31 protein-coding genes are annotated in these 26,746 nt (G+C 69.7%); 6 read left to right on the top strand and 25 right to left on the bottom strand.

Annotated elements, in window-relative coordinates:
* Positions 1 to 558 (bottom strand): hypothetical protein (locus tag VGH85_09230; protein ID HEY2173975.1); only part of this gene is annotated, 558 nt, incomplete at its 3' end.
* Positions 555 to 836 carry a hypothetical protein gene (locus tag VGH85_09235; GenBank protein ID HEY2173976.1) on the bottom strand — a complete coding sequence of 94 codons (282 nt, stop codon included), beginning with the start codon at positions 834 to 836 and terminating at the stop codon, positions 555 to 557. The genes VGH85_09230 and VGH85_09235, both read right to left, overlap by 4 nt.
* Positions 837 to 962: 126 nt before the next feature.
* Here VGH85_09235 and VGH85_09240 point away from each other — a divergent pair, with 126 nt between their 5' ends.
* Positions 963 to 2,018, top strand: coding sequence for a hypothetical protein (locus VGH85_09240; protein ID HEY2173977.1), 1,056 nt, complete (start codon positions 963 to 965; stop codon positions 2,016 to 2,018).
* On the top strand, positions 2,005 to 2,517 hold the full coding sequence (locus VGH85_09245) for an RDD family protein (protein ID HEY2173978.1): 513 nt from the start codon (positions 2,005 to 2,007) through the stop codon (positions 2,515 to 2,517). Before VGH85_09240 ends, VGH85_09245 begins: the two co-directional genes overlap by 14 nt.
* On the opposite strand, the gene VGH85_09250 is transcribed toward VGH85_09245, so the two are convergent.
* Both VGH85_09250 and VGH85_09255 read right to left on the bottom strand, forming a co-directional pair.
* A complete protein-coding gene (locus VGH85_09250; protein HEY2173979.1) occupies positions 2,505 to 3,995 on the bottom strand; it encodes an aldehyde dehydrogenase family protein in 1,491 nt (496 codons plus the stop codon). The two genes, VGH85_09245 and VGH85_09250, sit on opposite strands and share 13 nt — an antisense overlap.
* A 24-nt stretch (positions 3,996 to 4,019) precedes the next feature.
* Entirely contained in the window at positions 4,020 to 5,930 is a 1,911-nt protein-coding gene (locus tag VGH85_09255; GenBank protein ID HEY2173980.1) for an ABC transporter substrate-binding protein, read from the bottom strand.
* A 1-nt stretch (position 5,931) separates the two neighbouring features.
* On the opposite strand from VGH85_09255, the gene VGH85_09260 reads away from it, so the two are divergent.
* Complete coding sequence (locus VGH85_09260) at positions 5,932 to 6,375, top strand: hypothetical protein (protein HEY2173981.1); 444 nt, start codon at positions 5,932 to 5,934, stop codon at positions 6,373 to 6,375.
* Here the strand turns inward: VGH85_09260 and nucS are convergent.
* On the bottom strand, positions 6,360 to 7,019 hold the full coding sequence (gene nucS / locus VGH85_09265) for an endonuclease NucS (protein ID HEY2173982.1): 660 nt from the start codon (positions 7,017 to 7,019) through the stop codon (positions 6,360 to 6,362). The two genes, VGH85_09260 and nucS, sit on opposite strands and share 16 nt — an antisense overlap.
* A 328-nt stretch (positions 7,020 to 7,347) precedes the next feature.
* Complete coding sequence (locus VGH85_09270; GenBank protein ID HEY2173983.1) at positions 7,348 to 8,121, bottom strand: enoyl-CoA hydratase-related protein; 774 nt, start codon at positions 8,119 to 8,121, stop codon at positions 7,348 to 7,350.
* A 42-nt stretch (positions 8,122 to 8,163) separates the two neighbouring features.
* Here VGH85_09270 and VGH85_09275 point away from each other — a divergent pair, with 42 nt between their 5' ends.
* Positions 8,164 to 8,814: an SDR family NAD(P)-dependent oxidoreductase gene (locus tag VGH85_09275; protein ID HEY2173984.1), complete on the top strand. Its 651-nt coding sequence runs from the start codon at positions 8,164 to 8,166 to the stop codon at positions 8,812 to 8,814.
* 4 nt (positions 8,815 to 8,818) lie between these two features.
* Here VGH85_09275 and VGH85_09280 read toward each other — a convergent pair whose 3' ends face one another.
* Positions 8,819 to 9,283 (bottom strand): MarR family transcriptional regulator, encoded by a 465-nt coding sequence (locus VGH85_09280; GenBank protein ID HEY2173985.1) that lies wholly within the window; start codon positions 9,281 to 9,283, stop codon positions 8,819 to 8,821.
* 114 nt (positions 9,284 to 9,397) lie between these two features.
* The gene (locus tag VGH85_09285) at positions 9,398 to 9,715 is read right to left on the bottom strand and encodes an STAS domain-containing protein (protein HEY2173986.1); all 318 of its coding nucleotides are present in this window, start codon (positions 9,713 to 9,715) and stop codon (positions 9,398 to 9,400) included.
* Positions 9,716 to 9,828: 113 nt separating this feature from the next.
* On the opposite strand from VGH85_09285, the gene VGH85_09290 reads away from it, so the two are divergent.
* Positions 9,829 to 10,149 (top strand): hypothetical protein, encoded by a 321-nt coding sequence (locus VGH85_09290; GenBank protein ID HEY2173987.1) that lies wholly within the window; start codon positions 9,829 to 9,831, stop codon positions 10,147 to 10,149.
* A 13-nt stretch (positions 10,150 to 10,162) separates the two neighbouring features.
* Here VGH85_09290 and murA read toward each other — a convergent pair whose 3' ends face one another.
* Positions 10,163 to 11,440, bottom strand: a complete 1,278-nt coding sequence (gene murA / locus VGH85_09295) for a UDP-N-acetylglucosamine 1-carboxyvinyltransferase (protein HEY2173988.1) — start codon at positions 11,438 to 11,440, stop codon at positions 10,163 to 10,165.
* Positions 11,441 to 11,520: 80 nt separating this feature from the next.
* On the opposite strand from murA, the gene VGH85_09300 reads away from it, so the two are divergent.
* Positions 11,521 to 12,093, top strand: a complete 573-nt coding sequence (locus VGH85_09300) for a cob(I)yrinic acid a,c-diamide adenosyltransferase (GenBank protein ID HEY2173989.1) — start codon at positions 11,521 to 11,523, stop codon at positions 12,091 to 12,093.
* A gap of 32 nt (positions 12,094 to 12,125) precedes the next feature.
* Here VGH85_09300 and VGH85_09305 read toward each other — a convergent pair whose 3' ends face one another.
* The 16 genes from VGH85_09305 to prmC form a co-directional block, all read right to left on the bottom strand.
* Positions 12,126 to 12,566, bottom strand: coding sequence for a DUF2550 domain-containing protein (locus VGH85_09305; GenBank protein ID HEY2173990.1), 441 nt, complete (start codon positions 12,564 to 12,566; stop codon positions 12,126 to 12,128).
* A 39-nt stretch (positions 12,567 to 12,605) separates the two neighbouring features.
* The gene (locus VGH85_09310; protein ID HEY2173991.1) at positions 12,606 to 13,004 is read right to left on the bottom strand and encodes a F0F1 ATP synthase subunit epsilon; all 399 of its coding nucleotides are present in this window, start codon (positions 13,002 to 13,004) and stop codon (positions 12,606 to 12,608) included.
* A 235-nt stretch (positions 13,005 to 13,239) separates the two neighbouring features.
* Positions 13,240 to 14,916, bottom strand: coding sequence for a glycoside hydrolase family 3 N-terminal domain-containing protein (locus tag VGH85_09315; protein ID HEY2173992.1), 1,677 nt, complete (start codon positions 14,914 to 14,916; stop codon positions 13,240 to 13,242).
* A 253-nt stretch (positions 14,917 to 15,169) separates the two neighbouring features.
* The gene (gene atpD, locus VGH85_09320; protein ID HEY2173993.1) at positions 15,170 to 16,612 is read right to left on the bottom strand and encodes a F0F1 ATP synthase subunit beta; all 1,443 of its coding nucleotides are present in this window, start codon (positions 16,610 to 16,612) and stop codon (positions 15,170 to 15,172) included.
* A gap of 45 nt (positions 16,613 to 16,657) precedes the next feature.
* Positions 16,658 to 17,584, bottom strand: a complete 927-nt coding sequence (locus VGH85_09325; protein HEY2173994.1) for a F0F1 ATP synthase subunit gamma — start codon at positions 17,582 to 17,584, stop codon at positions 16,658 to 16,660.
* 3 nt (positions 17,585 to 17,587) lie between these two features.
* The gene (atpA, locus tag VGH85_09330) at positions 17,588 to 19,240 is read right to left on the bottom strand and encodes a F0F1 ATP synthase subunit alpha (protein ID HEY2173995.1); all 1,653 of its coding nucleotides are present in this window, start codon (positions 19,238 to 19,240) and stop codon (positions 17,588 to 17,590) included.
* Between the two features lie 85 nt (positions 19,241 to 19,325).
* A complete protein-coding gene (locus VGH85_09335; protein HEY2173996.1) occupies positions 19,326 to 20,144 on the bottom strand; it encodes a F0F1 ATP synthase subunit delta in 819 nt (272 codons plus the stop codon).
* Positions 20,144 to 20,692, bottom strand: coding sequence for a F0F1 ATP synthase subunit B (locus VGH85_09340; protein ID HEY2173997.1), 549 nt, complete (start codon positions 20,690 to 20,692; stop codon positions 20,144 to 20,146). Before VGH85_09340 ends, VGH85_09335 begins: the two co-directional genes overlap by 1 nt.
* An 11-nt stretch (positions 20,693 to 20,703) precedes the next feature.
* The gene (locus VGH85_09345; GenBank protein ID HEY2173998.1) at positions 20,704 to 20,958 is read right to left on the bottom strand and encodes a F0F1 ATP synthase subunit C; all 255 of its coding nucleotides are present in this window, start codon (positions 20,956 to 20,958) and stop codon (positions 20,704 to 20,706) included.
* A 90-nt stretch (positions 20,959 to 21,048) separates the two neighbouring features.
* Positions 21,049 to 21,759 carry a F0F1 ATP synthase subunit A gene (atpB, locus tag VGH85_09350; GenBank protein HEY2173999.1) on the bottom strand — a complete coding sequence of 237 codons (711 nt, stop codon included), beginning with the start codon at positions 21,757 to 21,759 and terminating at the stop codon, positions 21,049 to 21,051.
* Between the two features lie 37 nt (positions 21,760 to 21,796).
* The gene (locus VGH85_09355) at positions 21,797 to 22,207 is read right to left on the bottom strand and encodes an ATP synthase subunit I (protein HEY2174000.1); all 411 of its coding nucleotides are present in this window, start codon (positions 22,205 to 22,207) and stop codon (positions 21,797 to 21,799) included.
* Positions 22,208 to 22,223: 16 nt separating this feature from the next.
* Positions 22,224 to 22,430 carry an AtpZ/AtpI family protein gene (locus VGH85_09360; protein HEY2174001.1) on the bottom strand — a complete coding sequence of 69 codons (207 nt, stop codon included), beginning with the start codon at positions 22,428 to 22,430 and terminating at the stop codon, positions 22,224 to 22,226.
* A gap of 250 nt (positions 22,431 to 22,680) precedes the next feature.
* Positions 22,681 to 23,793, bottom strand: coding sequence for an MraY family glycosyltransferase (locus tag VGH85_09365; GenBank protein HEY2174002.1), 1,113 nt, complete (start codon positions 23,791 to 23,793; stop codon positions 22,681 to 22,683).
* 9 nt (positions 23,794 to 23,802) lie between these two features.
* Positions 23,803 to 25,107, bottom strand: coding sequence for a serine hydroxymethyltransferase (gene glyA, locus VGH85_09370; GenBank protein ID HEY2174003.1), 1,305 nt, complete (start codon positions 25,105 to 25,107; stop codon positions 23,803 to 23,805).
* A gap of 72 nt (positions 25,108 to 25,179) precedes the next feature.
* A complete protein-coding gene (locus tag VGH85_09375; GenBank protein HEY2174004.1) occupies positions 25,180 to 25,842 on the bottom strand; it encodes an L-threonylcarbamoyladenylate synthase in 663 nt (220 codons plus the stop codon).
* Complete coding sequence (gene prmC, locus VGH85_09380; GenBank protein HEY2174005.1) at positions 25,839 to 26,705, bottom strand: peptide chain release factor N(5)-glutamine methyltransferase; 867 nt, start codon at positions 26,703 to 26,705, stop codon at positions 25,839 to 25,841. The genes VGH85_09375 and prmC overlap by 4 nt, the downstream gene beginning before the upstream one ends.
* Between the last annotated feature and the right edge of the window lie 41 nt (positions 26,706 to 26,746).

Genomic DNA, 26,746 nt, shown 5'->3' on the forward strand with positions numbered 1-26,746 from the left:
TGGCGGCTGCAGGTAGTCGTCGAGCTCCGGCACGATCGCGACGAGCGGCTTGCCCGAGGTCGCCCACTGCGCGAGGTCGTCGGCCGTCGAGTAGCGCAGCGGTGGCGAGATGAGCACGGCACCGACAACGCTCGGGTCACAGCCATATCGCAGCGCGAGGTCGGTGCCGAAGGACCAGCCGACCAGCCACGGCGACGGCAGGTCGCGCGACTCGACGACGTCCAGCGCCGCCGCCACATCGAGCCGCTCGGTCTCGCCGTTGCCGAACTCGCCCTCGCTGGTGCCGGCCTCGCTCGTCGTACCGCGGGTGTTGAACCGAAGCACCGCAAGCCCTGCCAGGGCCGGCAGCCGGTACGCCGCCTTGCGGAACAGGTGGCTGTCCATCATCCCGCCCTGCGTCGGCAGCGGGTGCAGACATACGACGGTGGCGACCGGCGGACGACCTTCAGGCAGGGCCAGCTCGCCGACCAGCTCCAGGCCGTCGGAAGTGTGCAGGGTGACCGCACGACGATCGGCGGGCAGCACCGTGTTGCCGCGGATGTCCGGCATCGTCGTCACGCACGCCGGCGGACCGGAGCGATACGTTCCCGCGCCCGCCAACAAGCGGTGTGCCAGTGCCTTCGGTGATCGGCGTCGATGTCGGCGACCGCCCAGACCACCACGTGGGGGGTCGCGGGGCGGATCTCGTGGTCACAACCCGGGCACCGGTAGAGCCGGGTGCTCGCGCTCCCGGTCAGCGGGCGGACGACGTAGTCCTCGTCGCTCCAGGTCTCCTGCCGATCGGAACCGAACACCGGCCGGTGCCTGTCGGGGCGGGGCGGTCGGCGTCGGCTCACCCCGTCACTGTAGTCAGCGGCACCGATTCCCGGCTCCGGGCCGAGGACGGAAGCGGCCCATCGGCTGAAATCGTGGCATCGCGACCCGCAACCGTTCATGATGAAGGTCGGTCCGAGGAGCCGCTGATGGATCCAGACACACCGGTGGGGGCTTCACGCCGATCGGTTGTCGATGTCGGCGGCCTCGTGCTCGGCGCCGCCTCCCTGACGGTCGGCCTCCTCCGGCAGGCCCGCCCGGGCGACCCGGCGGACACCGGCGGATCCGTCCAGCCGGCACCGCGGATCGTCGACGCGGCGATCGGTCTCGGTATCGAGACGACGGAACTCGCCTGGCGCGGCGTCGGTGCCATGGGCCGGGCGGCCCGGCCACTCGTCTCGCACATGCCACACCCGACCCTGCCCGCGGCCGCGGGGCTCCCCCTGGCCGGGCTGAGCCGGGCGGCGGACCGGGGCCGGCGGGCCCGGATCGCGGCCGAGCAGAACACCGCCCGGCTGGCCGGGGCGCTCATCCCCCGGGTCGTGACGGCGGTGCTCGACCAGCTCGACCTGACCGGGATCGTGCTCGACCACGTCGACCTCGACGGCGTGGTCGAGGAGGTCGACATCGATGCCGCCGTGGCCAGGGTCGACATCGATCGCATCGTGCGTCGGGTGGACATCGACGCCATCGCCGCGTCGATCGACGTCGATCGCATCGTGCGTCGGGTGGACATCGACGCGATCATCGACCGGGTCGACATCGACGCGATCGTCAGCCGGGTCGACATCGACGCCGTGGCGGCCCGGATCAGCATCGATGCGATCGTCGACCGGGTGGATATCGACGCGATCGTCGATCGGGTGGACGTCGACGCCGTGGCGGCCAAGCTCGACATGGACGCGGTCATCGACCGGATCGACATCGTCGGCATCGCCCGTTACGTCGTCGACGCCCTCGATCTCCCGGAGATCATCCGGCAGTCCACCGGCGTCATGACCTCCGATGCGGTGCGTGAGGTGCGGCTGCAGGGCATCCAGGCCGACGAGATGGTGGGCCGCGCCGTCGACCGGCTGCTGCTGCGGCGGCGGGCCCGGCGTACCGATGTCGCGGGCTTCACGATCGAGGACCAGAACGGCGACGGCGCGCACCCGCCCGAGGATCTGCTGGCGACGAGGGTGGATGACCCCGATGACGACCGGTAGCGCGCGGCGGCGGGTCCCTAAGCAGGTGTCGGTGCTGCCCTCGGCGGCGGTGCCCTACCAGGGCCTGCGGGCCGGTGTGGTCAGCCGGGTCCTGGCCAACACCGTCGACTTCCTCGTTCTGCTCGCCGCGCTGGGCATCATCTATCTCGCCGCCTGCGCTGTCTTCCTGCTGTTCAACCCGACGTCGTTCCACTTCCCCACCGTGTCCTGGGGTGTGGTGGTCGTCATCTCCGGTGGACTGTCGATCGGTTATCTGACCGTGTGCTGGGCGACCGCCGAGCGCACCTACGGCGACCACGTCCTCGGGTTACGGGTCGTGAGCTTCCGCGGGCACCGGATGCGGTGGGCCGGCGCGGCGTTGCGGGCGCTCCTGTGCGTCGTCTTCCCGATCGGCGTGCTGTGGTGCGCGGTCAACTCCAGGAACCGGTCGGTGCAGGACATCATCGTGCGCAGCTCGGTCGTCTACGACTGGGGATCCGGCGGCGGTCACCGACCGTAGATCCGCTGCACCGTGTTCACCAGCCGCGACACCGCCCGCTCGCTCCGGCGGAAGGTCATCACCGCGAGCGGCGACGGGAACCGCGCGCGGGATACCGACCGGACCCGGCTGAACTCCCGCAGGCCGTCGGCACCGTGGATCCGGCCGAACCCCGAACTCCCGACCCCGCCGAAGGGCAGCGCGGGGACGGCCGCGAACGTCACGACCGAGTTGACCGAGACCATTCCGGTGCGCAGCCGGTGGGCCAGTTCCTCCCCGCGCTCGCGGGAGTAGACGGTCGCGCCGAGGCCGTAACCGGTGCCGTTGGCGCGGGTCACCGCGGCGTCGAGGCTGCCCACCCGGCTCACGGTCAGCACCGGCCCGAACGTCTCCTCCTGCTCCGCAGCGGCATCGGGCGGTACGTCGACCAGGATCACCGGGTCCACGTAGGGCGGGCGCACCGACTCCGGGCCGCCGACGACCGCGCGGGCACCGCGGGCGAGCGCGTCGTCGATGTGCCGGCGGATCACGTCGACCTGGTCGGGGACGGTGATCGGCCCGTAGCTCGCCCACCGGTCCGAGCCCGGGCGGAGCGCCTGCGCACGACTCGCCAGCCGCGCGACGAAGTCGTCGTAGACCGGGTCGACGGCGTAGACCCGCTCGACTCCGACGCAGGTCTGCCCGCCGTTGGTGAAGCCGCCCCACAGCGCCCCGTCCACGGCGGCGTCCAGGTCGGCGTCCTCGGCCACGATCAGCGGGTCCTTCCCGCCACACTCGATGACGACCGGCGTCAGCGACTCGGCCGCCGCCGCCATCACCTGCTTGGCCGTCCGGGTCGAGCCGGTGAAGGCGATCTTGTCGACCCGGGCGGCGCTCAACGCGGCGCCGGTGTCGCGCAGTCCGGTGACGACCTGGAACACCGGCCGCTCCGGGACCACCTCGGCGAACGCCTCCGCGAGCCACCGGCCGACCATCGGGGTGTGCTCGCTGGGCTTGAACACCACGGCGTTGCCGGCGGCGAGGGCGTATCCGATCGAGCCCATCGGGGTGAAGACGGGGTAGTTCCAGGGCCCGATCACGCCGACCACGCCATAAGGCAGGTATTCGACCGACGCGGCGACGTTGGGCATGAGCAGACCCGGCGGCACCTGCCGTCGGCGCAGCACCCGTTCGGCGTGCCCGGCCGCCCACCGCAGATGGTCGACCGTGAGGACCAGTTCGAGCAGGGCGTCGTCGACCGGCTTGCCGCCCTCCCGGTGGATCAGCTCCGCCAGCTCGCGCATCCGCCGGGCGAGGACGGCGGCGTAGGCGCGCAGCCGCTCACCCCGCCCCGAGAAGCCGATGCCGGCCCACCACGCCGCGGCGTCCCGGGCCCGGTCGACGGCGGCGTCGACCGCGGCCCGGTCATAGACCGGGAATGATCCGACGACGTCGCCGGTGGCCGGGTCGGACGAGGTGAAGGTGCCTGCGGGAGCAGCGCCGCCGGCGCAGTCGGTCATGGCGCCAACGGTACTGATCGAGGGTCAGGTGCTGTGCTGGTCCGGGCTGTCCCAGTAGAAGCTCTCGGGGTCGTAGATCGCCGGGCACGGGACCTGCCACGGGTTGGTGATGCCCCCGGTGGCGAGGTTTTCGTGAGTGGGGACGTTGCGCAGAGCCGTCTTCGTGATCACGACGTTGGGGAAGTCGGCGACACACCCCATGAAGAACGGGCCGTCCTTGACGTGGATCTTCATCATTTCCCACACCAGCTGGGTGCGCTTCATGACGTCCGGCTCGCGCTTCGTCTTCGCGTAGAGCTTCCACAGCGCGGCGATCGGACCGCCGGCCTCGGGCTCCAACCGCGGAGGATGGCGCTTCCACGGGTTGACGTTCTTCTCGGTGTGCTCCTCCGGCGTACCGATCACCGAGTAGTAGGAGCCCTCCAGCGGGGCCCACCGCGAGCTCTCGATCGGCACCAGCCACATCGGCGAGATCAGACAGGTCGCGCCGTTGCTCACCTCCCAGTTGGTGTGGGACATGAGCTGTCCGGCCGACCACTGGTCGCTGTAGGACTCCGGCGGGATCGGGCGTCGGACCATCTTGACGCCGATCTCCTTGGCGTTCTGCACCAGCTGGTCGTCCTTCGCCCCTTCGTTCTGGGCGATGTCGGCCGAGTAGTCGATGTCGATGCTCAGCTTGCTGCCGTCGGGAAACTCGACGTAACCGTCGTTGTCGGTGTCCTTGAGGCCGAGCTCGGCGAGCAGCGCCTTCGCCTTGCTCACGTCGTGCTTGATGTAGGAGTTCGCCCAGGTCTTGAAGGCCTGCTGACCGTCCGCGCCCTGGAATTCGAGCGACTTCACGCCGAGCGTGCCGGTCGTCTTCTGGCCCTGCTGGAAGTAGAGGGTCTTGCGGGCCCAGTCCCGGTCGAAGGCGTAGGAGAGCGCCCGCCGGAAACGCGCGTCGCGGAATAGCTTTCGCAGCTTCGCGTCGGGATAGTCATAGTTGAGGAAGAACATCGAACCGGTGCCGGATCCGCTGTCCCACAGGTTGATCTCGATGCCGGCCTTCTCCTTCGCCTGGCTCAAAGCAGACACGTCGGAGAGGTCGATCTGGTTGAACGGGCCGTGGCAGTAGTCGATCTTGCCCTGCTGCACCTGCAGTTTGCCCACCTGGGCGTCCTGCACGTTGTTGATGACGATCTCGTCAATGTAGGGCAGCTGGTCGCCGTCCTTGCTGACGACATAGTAGTAAGGGTTGCGCTCGAGTACGACGCCCTTGTTGTTGTCGAACGACTTGCACTTGTAGCCGATCATCGTGGGGCACTCGGGGTTGCGCATCCAGTCGGTCTTCTGCTCCCAGAGGCCACCGACGGAGTCCCAGTTCTTCGGGACACTCTTGTTGTACTTGGGGTGGAACTGCTTCGCGTAGTGCTTGGGCAGCACCCAGATCGCCCCGTTGAGGCCGATGGCGCCCTTCGCGTAGGACGCGAGGTGGCCGTCGACGATCGGCTGGGGTGCGTCGTAGCTCAGCTTCAGGGTCAGGTTGTCGACCTTCGACATCTTGCACAGCGTGCCGTTGGCCGACCGGCATGCGTCCGGGGGTGTCTGCGCGTAGTGGCCGGGGATGATGATGTCCTCCCACCAGAACAGCACATCGTCGACGCTGAAGAGCGTGCCGTCCGACCACTTCAGGCCCTTACGGAAGTGCAGGGTCCACTCGGAGGCGTCGGCGTTGGACGACCAGGACTGCACGAGTCCCGGCGCGACATCGAGGCCGTCGTTGAGCCATCTCAGCGGGGAATGGCCGTAGAAGAACTCGCGGTTGGAGTCGGCCTTCGCGGTGCCCTGGCTCGAGAACACCATCATGTTGAGCGTGCCGCCGTACTTGCCCTGCTGGACCCAGTTGTGCGGGACGACAAGCGGAGTCTCCGGTAGCCGCTTCGCGACGGCCGGCATCTTGCCGGCCTTCGTCTGGCTGGCGAGCGTGGGTGCCTCATTGAAGCTCTTCGGAACGGAGAGCGGCTTCTTCGCCGAGCCTTTGGCGGTGCTCTCGGCGGAGTTGCTTCCCCCGCTCGAACTCGGGCTGGAGCTGCTGGTGCACGCGGTCAACATGGCGGAACCCGCCACCGCCGCCGATCCATACAAGAACCTTCGCCGGGAAAGGCCTGCACCGATACTCACTGAATTCATCCCTTCTCTGCCTACCTCTGGCACGACGGCATTAGCCGCGGCCGCTACATACCCGCTGGAGGTGGCGGGAAAACGCTTGCCGACGACCCTCGCACCGCGGGCCGGGCATGTCAAGGCGGCAGATCCGGGCCTGCAGGGCCTGCTTAAAGGTGGCGTTCGGGCCCGTTATCTCGACGAATCTCATCTTCAGGTCAATCAGAACAATCGTTGAGTTGGGTCGTCGACGCCGCGCAGCGCGTCGTAGTCGAGCGTCAGACATCCGATGGCTCGGTCGGCGGCGAGGACCCGCGCCTGCGGCTTGATCTCCTGTGCCGCGAACACCCCGCGCACCGGAGCCAGAAGCGGGTCGCGGTTGAGCAGATCCAGATAACGGGTGAGCTGCTCGACCCCGTCGATCTCGCCGCGCCGCTTGATCTCGATTGCGACCGCGCCACCGTCCGGATCGCGGGCGAGAATGTCGACCGGGCCGATCGCGGTGGGGTACTCCCGTCGTACCAGCCGGTAGCCGGCGCCGAGCGTCTCGATGTGCTCGGCCAGCAATTCCTGCAGATGCGCCTCGACGCCGTCCTTGACCAGTCCCGGGTCGACGCCGAGCTCGTGGCTCGAGTCGTGCAGCACCTCGTCGACCGTGATCACCAGCTGGTCGCCGGTGCGGTTGGCCACCGTCCAGACGCCATCGGCCTCGTGCAGCGTGCAGGGCGGACTCATCCAGTTCAACGGCTTGTAGGCCCGATCGTCGGCATGGATGGCGACCGAACCGTCCGCCTTGACCAGGATCAGCCGCGCCGCCATGGGCAGATGAGCGGTCAGTCGCCCGACGTAGTCGACCGAACACCGCGCAATGACGAGCCGCACACCGGCGGAGGCTACTGGATCCGCAGCAGCCCGCCAGCCGAGCACCCCACCCGGCTCCGCCCGTGGCACCGGTCGCCCCTGCCCAAAACCCACTACTAGTGGGTTTTGGACATCCGGTACGGCGTGTCGTGGACCAAAACCCACTACTAGTGGGTTTTGTCCACCCGGCAGCGGTTCGTGTCGCCGTACCGCGCGCCGGCCCCTGCCCAAAACGCACTCCTAGTGCGTTTTGGTCTGCGACACGCCGTACGGCGCCCCCATAACGCACTAGGAGTGCGTTTTGGGCAGAGGGCATAGCGCAGGGGGCGTTTTCGGGGCGCGGGGGCGGTCAGGCGGGCCAGGTGGGGGGACGTTTGGCCAGGAAGGCGGCCATGCCCTCCCGGGCCTCCGGTGTCTGGCTCGCGGCGGCCATGACCTCGACGGCGTAGGTGTAGGCATCCCGCTCGGGCCGGTCCAGCTGGGCGTAGAGCGCATGCTTGCCCAGACCCTTCGACCGGGCGCTCCCCCGGGTCGCCCGGTCGAGCAGGTCGAGGGTCGCCTTCTCCAGCTCGGCGTCGGCCACGACGCGGTTGACCAGGCCCCAGTCGTACGCCGTCCGCGCGTCGATGACATCTCCGGTGAGCGCCATCTCGAATGCTCTTTTTCGTCCGACGTTTCGCGCGATCGGCACCATCGGGGTATGGCAGAACCAGCCACCCTTGCCCCCGGGCGCGGCGAACCCTGCGGACTCCCCGGCGACGGCGAGGTCGCACGAGGCGACCAGCTGGCAACCCGCGGCGGTGGCCAGCGCGTGCACCCGGGCCACGACGACCTGCGGGATGGTCTGAATGGTCTGCATCAGATCGGTGCACACGGCCAGCAGCCGCCGTACGTCGGCCAGGTCGGCCTCGGCGACGTCGGCGAAGTCGTGCCCGGCCGAGAAGACCCGACCGGAACCGGCGAGGACCACGCCCCTCGCATCGCTCTCCCCGACCGCGGCGAAGGCGGACTGCAGCTCGCGCAGGTGCTCCAGCGACAGCGCGTTGCGCCGCTCGGGACGGTTCATGGTTACGGTGACGAACTCGCCCTCACGCTCCACCAGCACATGCCGGAAAGTCACCATGCCCGCACGCTACGCCGAACCCCGACCTGAGGGAGACATGTGATGACCGGAGCGCTGATCATCGGCGCCGGCCCCGGGCTCGGCGGGGCGATCGCCCACCGGTTCGCCCGCGCGGGCCTGCCGATCACCCTCATCGCCCGCAGCCGCACCACGGTGGAGGCCGTCGCCCGCACGCTCGAACCGCTCGACGTGCGGGTGCTGGCGCTCACTGCGGACACCGCCGACGAGGCTGGACTGCGGTCGGCGCTCGACACCGCCCGGAGCGAGTACGGCGCCCCCGACGCACTCATCTACAACGCCGGCCTGATCCGACGGGACGCTCCCGGCGAGCTCTCCACGCCGGATCACCTGCACGCATGGAGCGTGAACGTTCTCGGTGCCCTGACCGCCGCCACGCATCTCGCGCCGGCGATGGCCGAGAGCGGCGGCGGAAGCATCCTCATCACCGGCGGAATGCCCGCGCCCGACGCGCGCTACACCAGCCTCTCCCTCGGCAAGGCCGGCGTCCGCGCACTCACCGAAATCCTTCACCAGCAATACGAACCGAGCGGCGTCCACGCGGCGACCGTGACGGTGTACGGCGACATCGCGCCGGGCACCGCCTTCGATCCGGATGAGATCGCCGAGCATTATTGGCGGCTGCACGCGCAACCGCGCGACGAGTGGCAGGTCGAGGTCGCCTACCGGGGCTGAGCCGCTACGGGCTGGTCTCGTCCGCCGCGAGCGCCTCGAGGATGGGAAGAGCGGTCACCAGTTGGGCGCGCTCGCTCTCGGTCAACGTCGCGACCCGGTTGGCGAGGTAGGCGGTCCGGTCGCGGCGCAGGGTCTCGAGCAGATCCCGTCCGGCGGCACTGATGCCGACCTGCGAGGACCGGCGGTCGTCGGGATCCGCCTTGCGCTCGAGGTAACCGAGTTGGTCGAGCGCCGCGACGACGCGAGTCATCGTCGGCGCGGCAACGCCCTCGCGGTAGGCGAGATCACCGATGCGGAGCGGACCGTACTTTTCGACCGTGGCGAGCGCGGACACCTGACTGGAGGTCGGTCCCACTCCCCCGTGCACCCGCATCCGGCGGCCGATCCGGCTGATCGCCAGTCTCAGCCGGGCGATCGTCTCGAGATCGAGACCTTGCTCATACGAGGAACGGACCGTCGAACTCGGCACGGGTCTGTCCTCCTGCTGGCTGGTGTCTACGGCGACACGGTGATCAAACGATAGCAAGCAGACTAGTGTCGGCGAGCCTCAATGGAGTCGTCGTCACCCAAGCCGCACCTACGGTCACCGAGCGGAGACTGCGGTGCGCTCGAGCACGAGAATCCGGTCGAGCCGGGTGAGCATCAGAATCCGCGCCACGCGGGCCGGCGGATCGCGCAGCACCAGTCGGCGGCCGATCAGCCCGGCCCGTCTGTGGCTGCCGACGAGCACACCGAGTCCGGTCGCATCGATGAGCTCGAGATCGCGCAGGTCGATGACCAGTTCGTCCTCGCCGTCGGCCAGAGCACGATGCAGCGCATCGCGGGCGGTCGCGGCTCCGGTCCCATCCAGCCGACCGGCCAACTCGACCAGTCGACCCGGACGTACGGTCGTGGCTCGCATTCGGACTCCCACCTCATCCGTCCCGCAGTGCGCTCCTTCTTCTCGGAGAGACGTATGAGACGCCTGATACGTTGCGTCGTGCGCAAAATAGGGCGCAGTGCGACACTCCCCCTGTGCTGATTGCGGTGACCGGCAGCCCGGCTGCGCTCGATCCGGTCATTGCGCTCGTGGCGGTGGGACTACTCGCGATCCTGCTCCGGTGGACCTTCCGGCCCCGGCGGACCAGCTGGGTCGGCCGGGCGCGCGGTGACACCGGGTTGCTCCGGCCGGTGGCAGTGGTGGACACGAGGGCGGACGCGAACGCGCTCCGCGCCCTGCTCTCCGACGCGAACGTCCGGTCGACGATCGACGCCGGGCCGGACGGCCGGATCCGGCTGCTCGTCTTCGCCGAGGACACCGAGCGGGCTCAGGCGGTCGTCCCGCCCACGACCTGATCCGCGAGCCGCATCAGAGTTGGTCGTCGCGCAGGTCGATCCGCTCGACGTCGGCGCCGAGCGCACACAGGTGGCCGGCGAAGCCGGCGTAACCGCGGTCGATGTGCTTGGCCTCGGCCACGGTGGTCACGCCGTCGGCGACCAGACCGGCCAGCACCAGCGCGGCGCCGGCCCGGATGTCGGTGGCCCGTACCGGCGCGCCGGAAAGCCGCGGACGACCGCGGATCACGGCATGGTGCCCGTCGGTGCGCACGTCCGCCCCGAGCCGGGAGAGTTCGTCGACGAACATGAACCGACCCTCGAAGATGTTCTCGGTGACCATCGCCGCGCCCTCCGACACCGCTGCCAGGGCGATGATGGCCGGCTGCAGGTCGGTGGGGAAACCCGGGTAGGGCAGCGTGACGACGTCGATCGCCGTCGGCCGACGGTCCATGCGGACGCGGAATCCGTCCGGGACGACGTCGATGGACGCGCCCGCCGTCGTCAGCTTGTCCAGCGTGATCTCGAGGTGCTCGGCCACGGCCCGGCGGACGAGCACGTCGCCCTGGGTCATGACGGCCGCGATCGCCCAGGTTCCGGCGACGATGCGGTCCGGCACGGTGTGATGCACCACCGGACTGAGCGAGTCGACCCCGTCGATGACCAGGGTCGACGTACCCGCGCCGGAGATCTGCGCGCCCATCGCCTGCAGCATGATCGCGATGTCGACGATCTCGGGTTCCCGGGCGGCGTTGTCGATCACCGTCGTGCCCTTGGCCAGTACGGCGGCCATCAGCAGGTTTTCGGTGGCGCCGACGCTCGGGAAGTCCAGCCAGATGGTGGCGCCGGTGAGCTGGCCCGCCGACGCAACCAGGAAGCCGTGCTCGTTGGTGACGACCGCGCCGAGCCGTTCCAGGCCGGCGATGTGCATGTCGAGCCCGCGGGAACCGATGTTGTCACCGCCGGGCAGTGCCACCTTCGCCTCGCCGCAACGGGCGACCAGCGGACCGAGCACGCAGATCGAGGCCCGCAGCCGGCGCACCAGGTCGTAGTCGGCCTCGCTGTTCGGCCGGGCCGGCACGGTGATCGCGAGCTGGTCGGTCTTCGGCTCGATGTCGGTGATGTCGCATCCGAGCCGCCGCAGCACCTGCTTCATGATCGCGACGTCGACGATGTCCGGTACGGCGGTCAGGGTGGTGGTGCCCTCGGCGAGCAGCGCGGCAGCCATCAGCTTCAGCACGCTGTTCTTCGCGCCGGTCACCGGCACCTCGCCGGCCAGCCGCGCTCCACCGGACACTCGGAACTGGGGCACCGAGACATCGTACGGACCGGCCGGGCCGGGCTCGGCACGGCCACGCCGCGGACGGCCCGATCGGGCCGTAGGGTGGCGCCATGGCCGTCCATCTGACCCGTATCTACACCAAGACCGGCGACGACGGCACCACGGCGCTGGGCGACTTCAGCCGGGTCGCCAAGACCGACCCCCGCCTGGTCGCCTACGCCGACGTCGACGAGGCCAACGCCGCGCTGGGTGTGGCCATCGCGCTCGGCGACCTGACCCACGAGGTCGCGACCGTGCTGCAGCGGGTCCAGAACGACCTCTTCGACGTCGGGGCCGACCTGTGCGCCCCGCTCGACCCGGAGTCGACGCAGGCCCGATTGCGGATCACGTCGGGCTACGTCGAGCGCCTGGAGGCGGCCTGCGACGACTTCAACGCCCGGTTGGAGCCGCTGAACAGCTTCATCCTGCCCGGCGGCACCCCCGGCGCGGCCCTCCTGCACGTGGCCAGGACCGTCGCCCGGCGGGCCGAGCGCAGCGCGTGGGCGTTGGTGGAGGCCGACCCGGAGCACACCAACCCGCTGACCGCCCGCTACCTCAACCGGCTGTCGGACCTGCTGTTCGTGCTGGGCCGGGTCGCCAACCCCGACGGCGACGTGCTCTGGGCGCCGGGCGGCGACCACTGACCGTCGGGCCGCCGGAGCGTCAGCCCCGTTGATCAGCGCAGCGCGAACCCGGGCAGCGTGAAGCCCGGCGGAGAGGACTCCAGCCAGGACAGAAACCCCGTCACGGCCTCCTCGCTCATCGCGAGCTGGACCGGGTCGGGGCCGGTATGGCACTCGATGATCACCGCCCCGGACTGCACCGCCCACGACTCGGCTCCGGCCGGGATCCGCTGCCGGGAAACCTGCAGGGCCGAGCGGGAGAGCACCCGCGCGGGGCGTGGCGAGAAGGTGAAGACCCGGAACCATTGCAGCTCGTCGCCGGCGTAGCGGCCCACGCCCAGCGCCCAGCCGCGACCGACCGTTCCGGTGCGCAGGCGCAGGCTCATGTCGACCGCGCCGCCACCCCGCAGCAGGAATCTGCGGCGCAGCACGATGCCGGCGAGCGTGCAGGCGGCGAGGGCGAGCACGAGGGCGACGATCTCGATCAGCTCCACGCCGCTCTCGCCCCTCCGTTCCTCGCTGGGGAGTGCGTCTTAGACGTCTTGTCCCGCAGCGCGCAGGCGGGAGAGCGCGCGCTCCTCGGCGTCCTTCGCGTCCCTGTCGTCCTCGGAGTGGTCTCCGGACCGGGCACGCTCCAGCGCCGCCTCGGCCCGCGATACGTCGATCTCGTCGGCGAGCTCGGCCATCTCGGCGAGGATCGACACCCCGTCGGCGGTCACGGAGAGGAACCCGCCGTGCGCGGCGACGACCAGCTCCTGGTCGTCCTCCTGCCGGATCCGCACCACGCCTCCGGCGGCCAGCTCGCCGAGCAGCGGGATGTGGCCGGGCAGTACTCCGAGTTCACCCTCGGTGGTGCGGGCCAGCACCATCGTGGCCTCGCCCGACCAGACCGGCCGTTCGACGGCGACAAGCTCGACGTGCAGTGTGGCCACCAACGCTCCTTCGACATGCAAGTGGTTTCCGCAGTGTATCCATCCGGCGGCGTGCTACTGATCCGGCCTCGCCGGGGCTGCCGGGCTACCCGTGGTGGGCGGCCCAGATCGCCAGTACGACGATCGCGGCGACCGTACCGACGAAGCCGACCACGACCAGCCAGCCCTGCCCGCTCTGCCCCGGGCGCTGCGGATCGATCGGCACCCACCGAGCGTACGTCGGGCCCCGCGCCGCTCAGCGCCCGCGGTAGCCGATCCCGAAGCCGCGCGGGAAGAGCGTGCCGGAGCCGTCCGCGCGCGGCACCGTGACCGGGAGCCGACCGGTCGGGCCGACCCCCACCAGGGTGTCGACCAGCGCGGTCAGCGACGGCGGCTGGTAGTCGTAGGCGGCGAGGGAGGTCGACACACCCGGGAGATAGGCGACGTCGTACGGGCCCCCGAGTGCGGCGACCACGACCGGCGTACCGGAGCCGAGCAGCGCGGCGACAAGACGTTGCTGGCCGACGTCACCCCAGGCGTTGTCGGTGGTCACCACCACGACGTCGTTCTGCTTCGCGGCCGCCACCGCCGCGTCGATGGCCGCCTGACTGGGGTTCGCACCGAGGTACGCCGAGTTGTAGTAGGCCTGGGCGGTCAACCCCTTCGCGGTCAGGTCGGCGGCGACGGTTTGGGTCGACGTCGCCCCCCAACCGGTGACGAGCACGTGCTTGCCCGACGCCGGAGCGATCGGGACGACCCGGTCGGCGTTGTCGAGCAGGGTGACCGAGCGCCGGGCGATCCCGGCCATCGTCTTCAGGTGGGCCGGCGTTCCGACGGTGGAGTCGACCGCCGCCGACGTCGTGTAGGGGTTGTCGAAGAGACCGAGCTGGAACTTCATCCGCAGGATCCGGTGCACCGACCGGTCGATCCGGGCGGTGCTGATCGTGCCGTCCCGCACGGCGCCGATGACCGCCTGCACCGCGCTGGGCAACTTCGGCGGCATGAGCAGTTCGTCGTCGCCGGCGTTGACCGCGTCGAGGGCGACCTCCTCCGGCGGGATGTCCGCGAGCGCGCCGGCGCCGAGCGAGTCGGTCACCACCACGCCGTCGTAGCCGAGGGTGTTGCGGAGCAGGCCGGTGACGATCGGCTCGGACAGGCTGGCGGGCATGCCGGACGGGTCGAGCGTCGGGGCCACGATGTGCGCGGCCATGATCGACTTCACGCCGGCCTTGATCGCCGCGCGGAACGGCGGGATGTCGGTCGCCATGATCTGCGCCCGGGTCTCGTTGGTGATCGCGACGCCGTTGTCGGTGTTGACGGTGGTGTCACCGAGACCGGGGAAGTGCTTGGCCTGCGCCGCCACTCCCGCGTGCTGATATCCGTCGACCGCGGCGGCGGCGAAGCGGGACACCGTTGCAGGGTCGTCGCCGAAGGAGCGCGGCCCGTCGGCGGCGTTCTGCGGGTTGGTGTTGACGTCGACGACCGGGGCGTCGTCGACGGAGATGCCCTGCGCCCGCAACTCGGCGCCGGTGACCGACGCCGCAGCCCGGGCGTTGTCCGGGTCGAACGTCGCCCCGATCGCCATGTTTCCGGGCGACACCGCGCCGGGCGAGCCGATGCGCGTGACGATGCCGCCTTCCTGGTCGGTGCTGATCTGCAGCGGGATCGCCGGCGACCCCGACGTTGCGGCGCTCTGCAGACCGTTGGACAGTGCAGCGGTCTGCTGCGGGCTCTTCAGGCTGTCGGTCCAGGCGAAGTAGATGACGCCGCCGAGGTGGTACTTGGCGATCAGGTCGGCGCCGTTGTCGACGTCGTCGCCGTAGAGCGCGTGATTGGCCGCGACGTAGGACGGCGCCTCGGTCGTCGCGGTGTCGCCGTAGACGTTGGAGACGAACATCTGGCCGACCTTCTCGGCCAGCGTCATCCGGCTCATCACCGCCTGGATCTTCGCCTCGATGCCTGCCGGTCCGGCCGAGCCGCCCGCCGCCGGCGCGGCACCGGCCGGGGGTCATTCCCGCGACGGCGCAGGCCGTCGCGGCGGCGGTGACGAGCAGAGCGGACCGGGACGGACGACGAGCGGGCACGGGCACTCCCAGCGCTGGTGTGGGTAAGTAACCGATCCGAGCCGAAGATCGGAAAGGATTCCACCCCAGCGCCGGCGTCCTGTCAACGCCCGAGCTGCCCGCCTAGCGGCGCAGTTTCTCCGCGTTGGCCTTCACGTCGTCGATACCGCCGCAGTTGAGGAACGCCTGCTCGGGCAGGTCGTCGTACTCGCCGTCGCAGAGCGCCTTGAACGACGACACGGTCTCCTCGCGCGAGGTGAACACGCCGGGGATGCCGGTGAACTGCTCGGCGACGTAGAACGGCTGGGACAGGTAGCGCTGGATGCGCCGGGCCCGGCCGACGACGATCTTGTCCTCCTCGGAAAGCTCGTCGATACCCAGGATCGCGATGATCTGCTGGAGCTCCTGGTTGCGTTGCAGGATCTGCTTGACCCGCTGGGCGACGTCGTAGTGCTCCTGGCCGACGTACTGCGCGTCGAGGATCCGCGAGCTCGACGTCAGCGGGTCGACCGCCGGGAAGATGCCCAGCTGGAAGATCTGCCGGGACAGCGTCGTGGTCGCGTCGAGGTGGGCGAAGGTCGTAGCCGGCGCGGGGTCGGTGTAGTCGTCGGCGGGGACGAACACCGCCTGCATCGATGTGATCGAGTGGCCTCGGGTCGAGGTGATCCGCTCCTGCAGCTGGCCCATCTCGTCGGCGAGGGTCGGCTGGTATCCCACCGCGGACGGCATCCGGCCGAGCAGCGTGGAGACCTCCGAGCCGGCCTGGGTGAACCGGAAGATGTTGTCGATGAACAGCAGCACGTCCTGGTTCATGACGTCGCGGAAGTACTCGGCCATGGTCAGGGCCGAGAGCCCCACCCGCAGCCGGGTGCCCGGCGGCTCGTCCATCTGCCCGAAGACGAGCGCGGCGTCGTTGATGACGCCGTCCTCGGACATCTCCAGGAAGAGGTCGTTGCCCTCACGGGTGCGCTCACCGACGCCACCGAAGACCGAGGTGCCGCCGAAGTTGCGCGCGACCCGGGTGATCATCTCCTTGATCAGCACGGTCTTGCCCACACCGGCGCCGCCGAACAGGCCGATCTTGCCGCCCTGCACGTAGGGGGTGAGCAGGTCGATGACCTTGATGCCGGTCTCCAGCATCTCGGTCTTGCCCTCGATCTGGTCGAACGGCGGCGGCTGGCGGTGGATGCTCCAGCGCTCGCCGTCCAGCTTGAGGTCGGGCTCGTCGAGGCAGCGACCCAGCGCGTTGAAGACGTGGCCCTTGACCTGGTCGCCGACCGGCACGGTGATCGGGCCGCCGGTGTCGCTGACGGCGGCGCCGCGCACGAGGCCGTCGGTGGGCTGCATGGAGATCGCCCGGACCATGTTGTCGCCGATGTGCTGGGCGACCTCGAGGTTGATGGTGTGGGTCTCCCCTTCGAGCTCGAGGTCGACCAGCAGCTCGTTGTTGAGCATCGGCATCGAGTCGCGGGGGAACTCCACGTCGACGACCGGGCCGGTCACCCGCACTGCCCGGCCGGTCGCGGCGCCCTGCGAAGTCTCGGCGTGCTCGGCGGTTGCCGTCATGCTGCTCTCTCTCCCTCGGCCGGTGGGCCGCTTATCGGTGACGCGTCAGCCGGATGCGGCGAGCGCGTCGGCGCCGCCCACGATCTCGCTGATCTCTTGGGTGATCTGGGACTGGCGGGCCTGGTTGGCCTCACGGGTCAGGTTTTCGACCAGCTCGTCGGCGTTGTCGCTGGCCGACTTCATCGCCCGCTGCCGGGCGGCCGACTCCGACGCCGCGGACTCGAGCAGGGCCGAGTAGAGCCGGGTGGTGATGTACTTCGGCAGCATCGCGTCGAGCAGCGCCTCGGGCTCCGGCTCGAACTCGTACTGCGGCAGTGCCCCTTCCGGCGGCGGCTCGTCGGATTCCTCGACCACCATCGGCGCGATCCGCTTGGCCACCGGCTCCTGGGTCACCATGGAACGGAACTCGGTGTAGACGATGTGGACCTCGTCGACGCCCTCGATCTGGTCGTCGCCGGGGCCTTCGGCAGTGTCGTCCCCGCCGGCCTCGAAGGCCCGGATCAGGGTCTGGCCGGCCTCACGCGCGTCGGAATAGCCCGGCTGCTCGGAGAACCCGGTCCAGTCCGCCACGATCGGACGGTCGCGGAACCGGTAGTAGCCGACGCCCTTGCGGCCGATCACGTAGAGGCGGGGCTCCTTGCCCTCCTCCCTGAGCAGGGCCTGCAACTCCTCCGCCCGCCGGATCGCGTTGGCGCTGTAGCCACCGGCCAGACCGCGGTCGCTGGTGACCAGCAGCACCGCCGCGCGCTTGGGCTCGGGCCGCTCCGCGAGCAGCGGATGATCCACCGACGCGTTGCTGGCCAGCGCGGTGAGCGCGCGGGTGATCTCGTCGGCGTAGGGCCGGCTGTCCTCGACGCGCGCACGTGCCTTGGCGATCCGCGACGCGGCGATGAGCTCCATCGCCTTGGTGATCTTCTTGGTCGACTCGATCGACCGGATCTGCTGGCGGTAGACGCGAAGGCTGGTCGCCATCGGTCAGTCCTTCTTCTCAGGCTTCGGCGGGCTGTAGCGGGTGACCTTCTCCTGGCCCACCTCGCTCTCGTCGAGCGCGTCGGCCTCGGCCTCTTTCCCAAGGGTCGAGCCGTCCGAGGTCTCGAAGCCGTCCCGGAAACTGGAGATCGCCTCCTTGAGGAGGGCCTCGTTCTCGTCGTCGAGCGAGCCGGTGTCCTTGATCGAGCGGTAGACGTCCTCGTGCTGGCGACCGACGTAGTCCAGGAAGTCGGCCTCGAACTTGCGGACGTCGGCGACCGGTACGTCGTCGAGCTGGCCGGTGGTCCCGGCCCAGATCGCGACGACCTGCCGCTCGACCGGCATCGGAGAGAACTGCGGCTGCTTGAGCAGCTCGTAGATCCGCTCGCCGCGGGCCAGCTGGGCCTTGGATGCGGCGTCGAGGTCCGAGCCGAAGGACGCGAAGGCCTCCAGGTCGCCGTACTGCGCGAGGTCGATCCGCATCGTTCCGGAGATGCTCTTCATCGCCCGGATCTGCGCGCTTCCGCCGACCCGGGAGACCGAGTTGCCGACGTCGATCGCCGGTCGCTGCCCGGAGTTGAAGAGATCGGGGTCGAAGTAGATCTGACCGTCGGTGATCGAGATGACGTTGGTCGGGATGTAGGCCGAGATGTCATTGGCCTTGGTCTCGATGATCGGCAACCCGGTCAGCGACCCGCCGCCCAGCTCGTCGGACAGCTTCGCGCAGCGCTCGAGCAGCCGGGAGTGCAGGTAGAAAACGTCACCGGGGTAGGCCTCGCGGCCGGGCGGACGGCGCAGCAGCAGGGACACCGCGCGGTAGGCCTCGGCCTGCTTGGTCAGGTCGTCGAAGATCACCAGGGCGTGCTGCCCCTGGTACATCCAGTGCTGGCCGAGCGCCGAGCCGGTGTAGGGGGCCATGTACTTGAAACCCGGCGGGTCGGAGGCGGGCGCCGCGACGATGGTCGTGTATTCCATCGCGCCGTGCTCCTCCAGCGCGGACCGGACCGTGGCGATGGTCGACGCCTTCTGCCCGATGGCGACGTAGATGCACTTGACCTGACGCTTGGGGTCGCCGGACTCCCAGTTCTCGCGCTGGTTGATGATCGTGTCGACCGCGATCGCCGTCTTGCCGGTCTGCCGGTCGCCGATGATCAGCTGCCGCTGGCCGCGCCCGATGGGGGTCATCGCGTCGATGGCCTTGAGGCCGGTCTGCATCGGCTCCTTCACCGGCTGCCGCTCGACGACGGAGGGTGCCTGCGTCTCCAGCGGCCGCCGTTCGGTGGTCTTGACCTCACCCTGGCCGTCCAGCGGATGACCGAGCGGGTCGACGACCCGGCCGAGGTAGGCGTCGCCGACCGGCACCGAGAGCACCTCGCCGGTCCGCTTGACCGGCTGTCCCTCCTCGATCTTGCTGCCGTCACCCAGGAGGATCACGCCGATGTCGCGGACGTCGAGGTTGAGCGCGAGGCCGAGGACGCCGCCCTCGAACTCCAGCAGCTCGTTGGCCATCGCCGAGGGCAGGCCTTCGACGTGGGCGATCCCGTCGCCGGTGTCGGTCACCGTCCCGACCTCTTCGCGGGAGATCTCCGGCGAATAGGAGGACACGTAGTTCTCGATCGCGCTCCGAATCTCTTCGGAGGAGATCGTCAGCTCCGCCATGGGGGTCTCGTCTCTGCTCTCGTGGTGGGTGCGGTGGTCGTCATCGGGCCCTGGGTCTCAGTACTGGGGTCGGGGCGATCGCGGGTCAGCCGGTGAGATCACGGCGCACCTCGTCGATCCGGTGCAGGATGGTCCCGTCGATCACGTCGTCGCCGACCCGCACGAGCAGCCCGCCGAGCACCGACGGGTCGACATCGATCTGCAGGACCACATCTCGACGGTAGATCCGCGCGAGGGCCGCGATGAGCCTTTCCTGCTCGTCGTCGCTGAGCGGTACGGCGGAGCGCACCCGGGCGACCGAGCGGTCCCGGCGGGCCGCGGCCTGGTCACAGAGGTCTTCGATGGTCCGCTCGAGGCTGCGTCCCCGCGGTGCGCCGACGGCCCGGTCGAGCAGCCGTCTGGTGGCCGGCCGCACCCGGTCGGCGACCAGCGTGTCGAGCAGCTCCTGCCGGCGTTCGGCCGACGCCGACCGGTCGCCCAGGACGGTCTGCAACTCGGGCTCGGAGTCCAGGATCCGGCCGAAGCGGAACAGCTCGTCCTCGACCTCGTCGAGCGCGCCATCGCGATCCGCGCCGGTGAAGGTCGCCTGCCGGGCGAGGATCTCGATCGCGTCGACAAGGTCGGCCGGCTGGGACCAGTGCGCGCGGACTGCACCTCGCAGGACCTCGAGGGTGCCCTCCCCGACGCGGTCGCCGAACAGGGATTCCAGCAGGCCGACCCGGGACGCCTCGGGCGTCGACGCATCGGCCAGCATCCGGCGCAGCACCGGCTCGTCGTCGAGCACACTCAGGACGGCGTAGAGCTCGTCGCCGACCTGCAGCGCGCCGGCGCCGTCGACATCGCGCAGCTGCTCGTCCAGCGTCTGGTCGACGCTGGACAACGACTCCCTACTGACGCCGTGCATCAGCGCGGCACCGTGACGTCCGGGCTGTCACCGCCGGCGGACAGCTCGTCGAGCTCCCCGATGAAGCGGTCGACGGTGCCGTGCCGGCGTGCGTCGTCGTCGAGCGACTCACCGACGATGCGGCTCGCGAGCTGCACCGACATCTGCCCGATCTCGGTCCGCAGCTCCGCTATGACCTGGCGCCGCTGCGCCGCGAGCTGTTCCTCGCCGCGGACCCTGATCCGGTCGGCCTCGGTCTGAGCCTGGGTGCGCATCTCCTCGACGATGGCCTGCGCCTCGGCCCGCGCGTTCTCCCGGATCTCCGCCGCCTTGGCACGTGCCTCGTGCAGCGACTCCTCGTACTCCGAGCGGGCGGACTCGAGCTTCTCCTTCGCCTCCCGACTCTCCTCGAGCTGGGTCCTGATCAGCTCCTGCCGCTCGCGCATTGCCTTCTGGATGGGCGGCACGACCCAGCGCCACAACACCGCGAGGATGACCAGAAACGCGACCAGCTCAGCGATGAAGGTCGCATTCGGGATCAGGAAGATGCTCGCTGCTTCGGTATGCATGAGAACCTCGGTTACTTCGCCAACACGAAGACGAACAGAGCCATGAACGCCAGGTTGATGAAGTACATGGCCTCAACGAGGCCGACGGTCAGGAAGAAGATCGAGAACAGTCGACCCTGGGCCTCGGGCTGGCGGGCCACGCCGGCGATCGTCTGGCTACCCGCGAGTCCGTCACCGACCGCCGCCCCGATGGCACCGCCACCGAGTGCCAAGCCGCCGCCGACGAACGCACCCGCCAGCTGCACCGCGTGATTGGAAACAGCCATGTCTCTCCTTTGTCGTTCCTACTGTCACTTGCCGCGCAGGAAGCTGCCTGCGCTATCAGGGGAGGTAGATCCGGGAAGAATACGGTGGCGTCAGTGATCCTCCTGATTGGAGGCTGCGGCGAAGCTGAAGTAGAGGATGGTCAGCAGCGCGAAGATGAACGCCTGAATGACGCCGATCGCCATGTCGAACAACTTGTAGACGGCATTCGGCAGCCACAGCAGGAACGCCGGGAACAGCGCGATCAACGACAACATGATCGCCGAGGAGAAGATGTTGCCGAAGAGCCGCAGCGCGAGGGTGATCGGCTTGGCGATCTCCTCGATGATGTTGATCGGAGCGAGGTACCACGGCTTGAAGAAGTGACCGAAGTATTCCTTCGCCCCGCGGCGCTTCACCCCGAACCAGTGCACCCACACGATGACGACGAGGGCCAAGGCGAACGTCAGGTTGACGTCTGCCGTAGGTGACGGCAGGGCTCCGTGCGTCGGGATGATCTCCAGCCAGTTGCACACCAGGACGAAGACGAAGATCGTCACGGCGATCGGCACGGCGAACGGCGCGACCCGCATGCCGATCGACTGTTCGACCTGCTCCTGAACCTGCGCGACGACCGATTCCCAGAAGAGCTGCAGGCCGGACGGCACGCCGGGCGTCGCCCGGCGGGCCACCAACAGACCCAGGATGATCACGACGGCGCCGGCGACGAGCGTCGCCCACACCGTGTCGACGTTGATGCCCCCGAAGACGACGTGGTTGTTGATCTCGATCTCGATGGCCTGCACCGAGTGCGTGCTGCTCATGGTGTCAACTCCGGCCCCGGTGGCGTCGTCGTTGTCCTCATGCCTTGCGCAGCTCCTTGATCAGGGGCATTGACGCGTTGCCCACCATCAGCAATTGGAAGATCGCGAGCCCCCCCAGTACCCCGAGCCCGTCGGGTCGGACGGTCAACACCAGAGCGAGGGCGACCAACGTGATCGCGCCGAGCCGGACGAAGACCCCGCCGACGAACCGCTGCTTGCGATGGGTCGCACTGCTGCCGGCGTAACCGACGACCGAGCGCTGGACCAGAGCACTGTTGACCGCGCCCAGACCGAGTCCGACGATGACGAAGAGGCCGGCGAGCGGATGGCCGAACAACCAGAGGATGACCACCGCAAGGACGGCGACCGGAAGTGCCAGCAGCATCGACTTCCGGAGGTTCGCGGCTGCGTGCACGGGTACGGCCGGCAGCGCCGGTCCTTCGTTCACCACCACCGTCGTCCTCTCAACTCTTGAGGTATTTGCGAACTCGAACGTATGTGATCAGTGCGGCGGCCACGATGCCCACCCCCAAGCCGACCAGGGTGTAGACGGGGACGGTGTGCAGGTGCTGGTCCACCAGCAGGCCCACGACGAGCCCACCCACCAGGCAGGCGACCGTTGTCGTGCCCAGGGTGACCAGATCCCACACCGTCGGCTGGCGCTGGGGCACAATCGGTCACCGCTATGACCGCGGCAGAGGCTTTCGCATGTCGGGCTCCCTCACGGACGGCTGCGGAGTGGGATCAGGCAGCATCTGCCTAAGGACTACATCGACCGGTCGGCCGCACACGCGCGAGGCCAAAACCGGTCGATCCCCACACTTCGGTCGGGACGTCGCGACGTTATCACATGGTCATGAGGCCTTTACCTGTCGGGGTATCGGGCGACGGACGGGCTCTGGAACCGCCAGAACGTAGGGCTCAGCGGGTGGGTCGGCGGAGCGCGCGAAGCCGCGGAATGCTCGACAGAACCAGGGCGACGACGGCGAGCGCGCCGACCATCGAGAGCACCAGCGCGGGGCTGGACGTGATCGATATCGACACCCCGCCGAAGGCCAGCAACGCCGCCCAGAAGTAGATCAGGAGCACCGCGCGACGTTGGGAGTGACCGATCTCGAGCAGCCGGTGATGCAGGTGGAGTTTGTCGGCGGTGAACGGCGATCGCCCCGCTTTGACCCGGCGGACTACGGCGAGGACCAGGTCGACGAACGGCACGGCCAGCACGATGAGTGGGATCAGCAGTGGAAGCAGCAGCGGCAGGGCGCCGGCGAGGCTGCCGAAGGACTGCGGGTCGGCGGTGGTCGCCGTGGTGGCCGCGGAGGCGAGCAGCAGGCCGATCAGCATCGCCCCCGAATCCCCCATGAACGTGCGGGCCGGTTGGAAGTTGTGCGGCAGGAACCCGATGCACGACCCGGCCAGCACGGCGCTGATCAGCGTCGGCGTATAGGCGACGTCGCCGTAACCGACCTTTCCGAGGTGGTAGGCGTAGAGGAAGAACGCCAGACCGGCGATCGCCGCCACCCCGGCGGCGAGCCCGTCGAGCCCGTCGATGAAGTTCAACGCGTTGACGACGAGTACGCAGAGCAGGACCGTCAGCGGCACCGCTTCGTCCCGGCCGAGCAGCACGGTCCCGACCCCGAACGGCAGGTAGAACAGCAGCAGCTGCACACCGAGCAGCACCATGACGCCGGCCGCGACGATCTGACCGGCGAGTTTGGTGAGCGCGTCCAGTCCCCAGCGGTCGTCGATCACGCCGACCGCGCAGATCAGGCCGCCGGCGATGAGGATCGCCGAGGTCTCGGAGGAGTTGGCGAACGTCCGCTGCAACGTGGGCATCCGGTGGGCGACCAGCAGCGCCGCGGCCACCCCGCCGTACATCGCGACACCGCCGAGCTTCGGTGTCGGGATGGTGTGCACGTCACGGTCGCGCGGTTGTTGCATCGCCCCCCACTTGACCGCCACCAGCCGGACTATCGGGGTCAGCAGAAACGTGACCGCCGCGGCGACGCAGAGGACGAGGGCATATTCGCGCATCGGCCCGGGTCAGCCCCCGGCCGTCGCCGCGATCTCCGGGCGCGGGTACGCCGGATATCGGCTGACCAGCGCCTCGACGGTCGCCGAGACGTCGGCAAGCGTCGCCCGGCCGGCGTCGGTCTCCGGGTCGGCCCGGACCGCGCGGCCGATGAGGGAGGCGATCTCCTTCATGTCGCTCTCCCCCATGCCCTGGGTGGTGACCGACGGGGTCCCGACCCGGATCCCGGACGCGATCATCGGTTTGGCCGGGTCGTAGGGGATGGCGTTCTTGTTCAGCGTGATCCGGGCGGCGTCGCAGCGCGCCTCCGCCGCGCGCCCGGTGACGCCGAGCTGCTGGAGGTCGATCAACGCCAGATGGGTGTCGGTGCCGCCGGAGACCGGGCGCATCCCGTCGGCGGCCAGTCCCTCGGCCAGCGCCTGGGCATTGGAGATCACCTGACGGGCGTAGTCCTGGAAGGACGGCTGGAGCGCCTCCTTCAGCGCGACCGCCTTGGCCGCGACCGCGTGCATGAGCGGCCCGCCCTGCGAGAACGGGAAGACGGCCTTGTCGATTCGCTTGGCCATGTCCTCGGTGCACACGATCATCCCGCCGCGCGGACCGCGCAGAACCTTGTGCGTGGTGAAGGTGACCACGTCGGCGAAGGGCACCGGGCTCGGGATCGCCTTACCGGCGACCAGTCCGATGAAGTGGGCGGCGTCGACCATGAGGGCGGCGCCGACCTCGTCGGCGATGGCGCGGAAGGCGGCGAAGTCGATCAACCGCGGGTACGCCGTGGCCCCGCAGATGATCATCTTCGGCCGGTGCTCACGGGCCAGGTCGCGCACCTCGTCGTAGTCGATGAGCTCGGTGTCGCGTTTCACCGAATAGCCGATGGTGTGGAACCACTTGCCGGAGAAGTTGACCGGACTGCCGTGGGTCAGGTGTCCGCCGTGCGGCAGCGACATGGCCAGCACCGTGTCACCGGGCTGCAGGAGCGCGGCATAGGCGGCGAGGTTGGCGCTCGCCCCCGAATGCGGCTGCAGGTTGGCGTGCTCGGCGCCGAAGAGCTCCTTGGCGCGGGCGATGCCGATCTCCTCGGCCTTGTCGACCTCTGAGCAGCCGCCGTAGTAGCGGCGGCCGGGGTAGCCCTCGGCGTACTTGTTGGACAGTGTGCTGCCGAGCGCGGCCAGGACCGCCGGGCTGGTGAGGTTTTCGCTGGCGATCAACTGCAACCCGCCGCGCAGGCGCTCCAGCTCGCCGAGCACCACCCCCGCGATCTCCGGATCCTCGGCAGCCAGTGCATCGAAATCCGGGCCCCAGAACGGTGTGCTCATCGTGATGCTCCTCGACCGTGGGTGCGTATCAACTCTACGGCGGTCACCGCGCCACATATGCGGGTTGTGACGCTAGCGCCCCGGGGTGTCGTCCGGTACGACGAGGTCGGAAACGACTTCGCGCAGGGCTTCCGCGCTGATCGCCCCGACCCGGCGCAGGACCGGGTCGGAACCGGTCAGATCGACGATGCTGGACGGCACCGGGTCGCTGCACGGGCCGCCGTCGAGGTAGACGGTGACCGATTCGCCCAGCTGATCCCGCGCCTCCTCCATGGTCGTGGCCGCCGGCGAGCCGGTGCGGTTGGCGCTGGAAACGGCCATGGGGCCGGTCCGGGTCAGCAGATCGAGCGCGACCGGGTGGGCGGGCATCCGTACGGCGACCGTCCCCCGGGTGTCCCCTAGGTCCCAGGCCAGCGACGACGCGTGTTCGACGATGATCGTCAGGCCGCCCGGCCAGAAGGCCTCGATGAGATCCCGGGCGTCGGGGTGCACGGCGACGACGAGGCCGTCCAGGCCGGACCAGGAGCCGACCAGCACCGGGGGCGGCATGTCGCGGCCGCGGCCCTTGGCCGTGAGGAGAGCATCGACGGCGCCGGGGCTGAACGCCTCCGCGCCCAGGCCGTAGACGGTGTCGGTCGGGAGCACGATGAGCTCGTCCCGTTTCACCGCGGCCTCGGCCGCCGTGAGGCCGTCCGCCCGGTCCTGCGGGTCGGAGCAGTCGTAGAGGAGGCTCACCGGGCACCGTTCCTTCCTGCGTCGCGGCCACGGACATCGGGTGCCCGCACGGCCGCGGCGAACCTCGGCCTGCCGGCGAGGTCCCGGTGGTCGGTCACCTGCTCCCAGCTTCCCATTTCTTTCAGGAGGGCCGGTACGCGCTCCCCCTGCCGGTCGGCGTGCTCGACCCCGAACCATCCGCCGGGCCGCAGCAGCCGGGCCGCGGTGGCCACGACGATCCGGACGACCGCGAGCCCGTCCGGCCCGCCCCACAGGGCGGCCGCGGGATCGTGGTGAGCCACCTCGGGCTCGACGGACGCCCCGTCCGGGATGTACGGCGGGTTGGCGAGCACGAGGTCGACCTGTCCGGAGAGCTCCGGGAGCGCGCCGTCGACGTCGGCCTCGTGCACCTCGATCCGGCCGTCGGCGTTGTTGCGCTCGGCCCAGGCCACGGCGAATCGCTCCCGCTCGACCGCGTGTACCCGGGCCTGCGGTGCCTCGTCGGCGACGCTGAGCGCGATCGCGCCGCTGCCGGCGCACAGGTCGACCACCAGCGGCGCGGGGAGTCCGCGGATCCGGTCGAGGCCCCAGTCGACGAGCACCTCGGTCTCCGGGCGGGGCACGAATACCCCGGGACCCACGGCGAGGTCGAGCCGGCGGAAGCCCGCGATCCCGGTCAGGTGCTGCAGCGGGACCCGCTCGGCACGCTGCTCGATCAGCGCGAGGTAGGTGGTGCAGGCCTCGGCCGGAACGGGGTCGACGACGGCCAGCTGCCCGGCGCGGATGCCGAGGGTATGGGCAAGCAGCGCCCGCGCGTCGTACTCAGGACTGGCGACGCCGGCCTCCCGCAGCCGCGCATCGCCCTGGCGCACCAGCTCCGCCACTGCCGTACTTCCGCCCGGGCAGTCATCGGGGCCGGGCGGTC

The sequence above is a fragment of the Mycobacteriales bacterium genome, assembly GCA_036497565.1.
Classification (GTDB): domain Bacteria; phylum Actinomycetota; class Actinomycetes; order Mycobacteriales; family QHCD01; genus DASXJE01.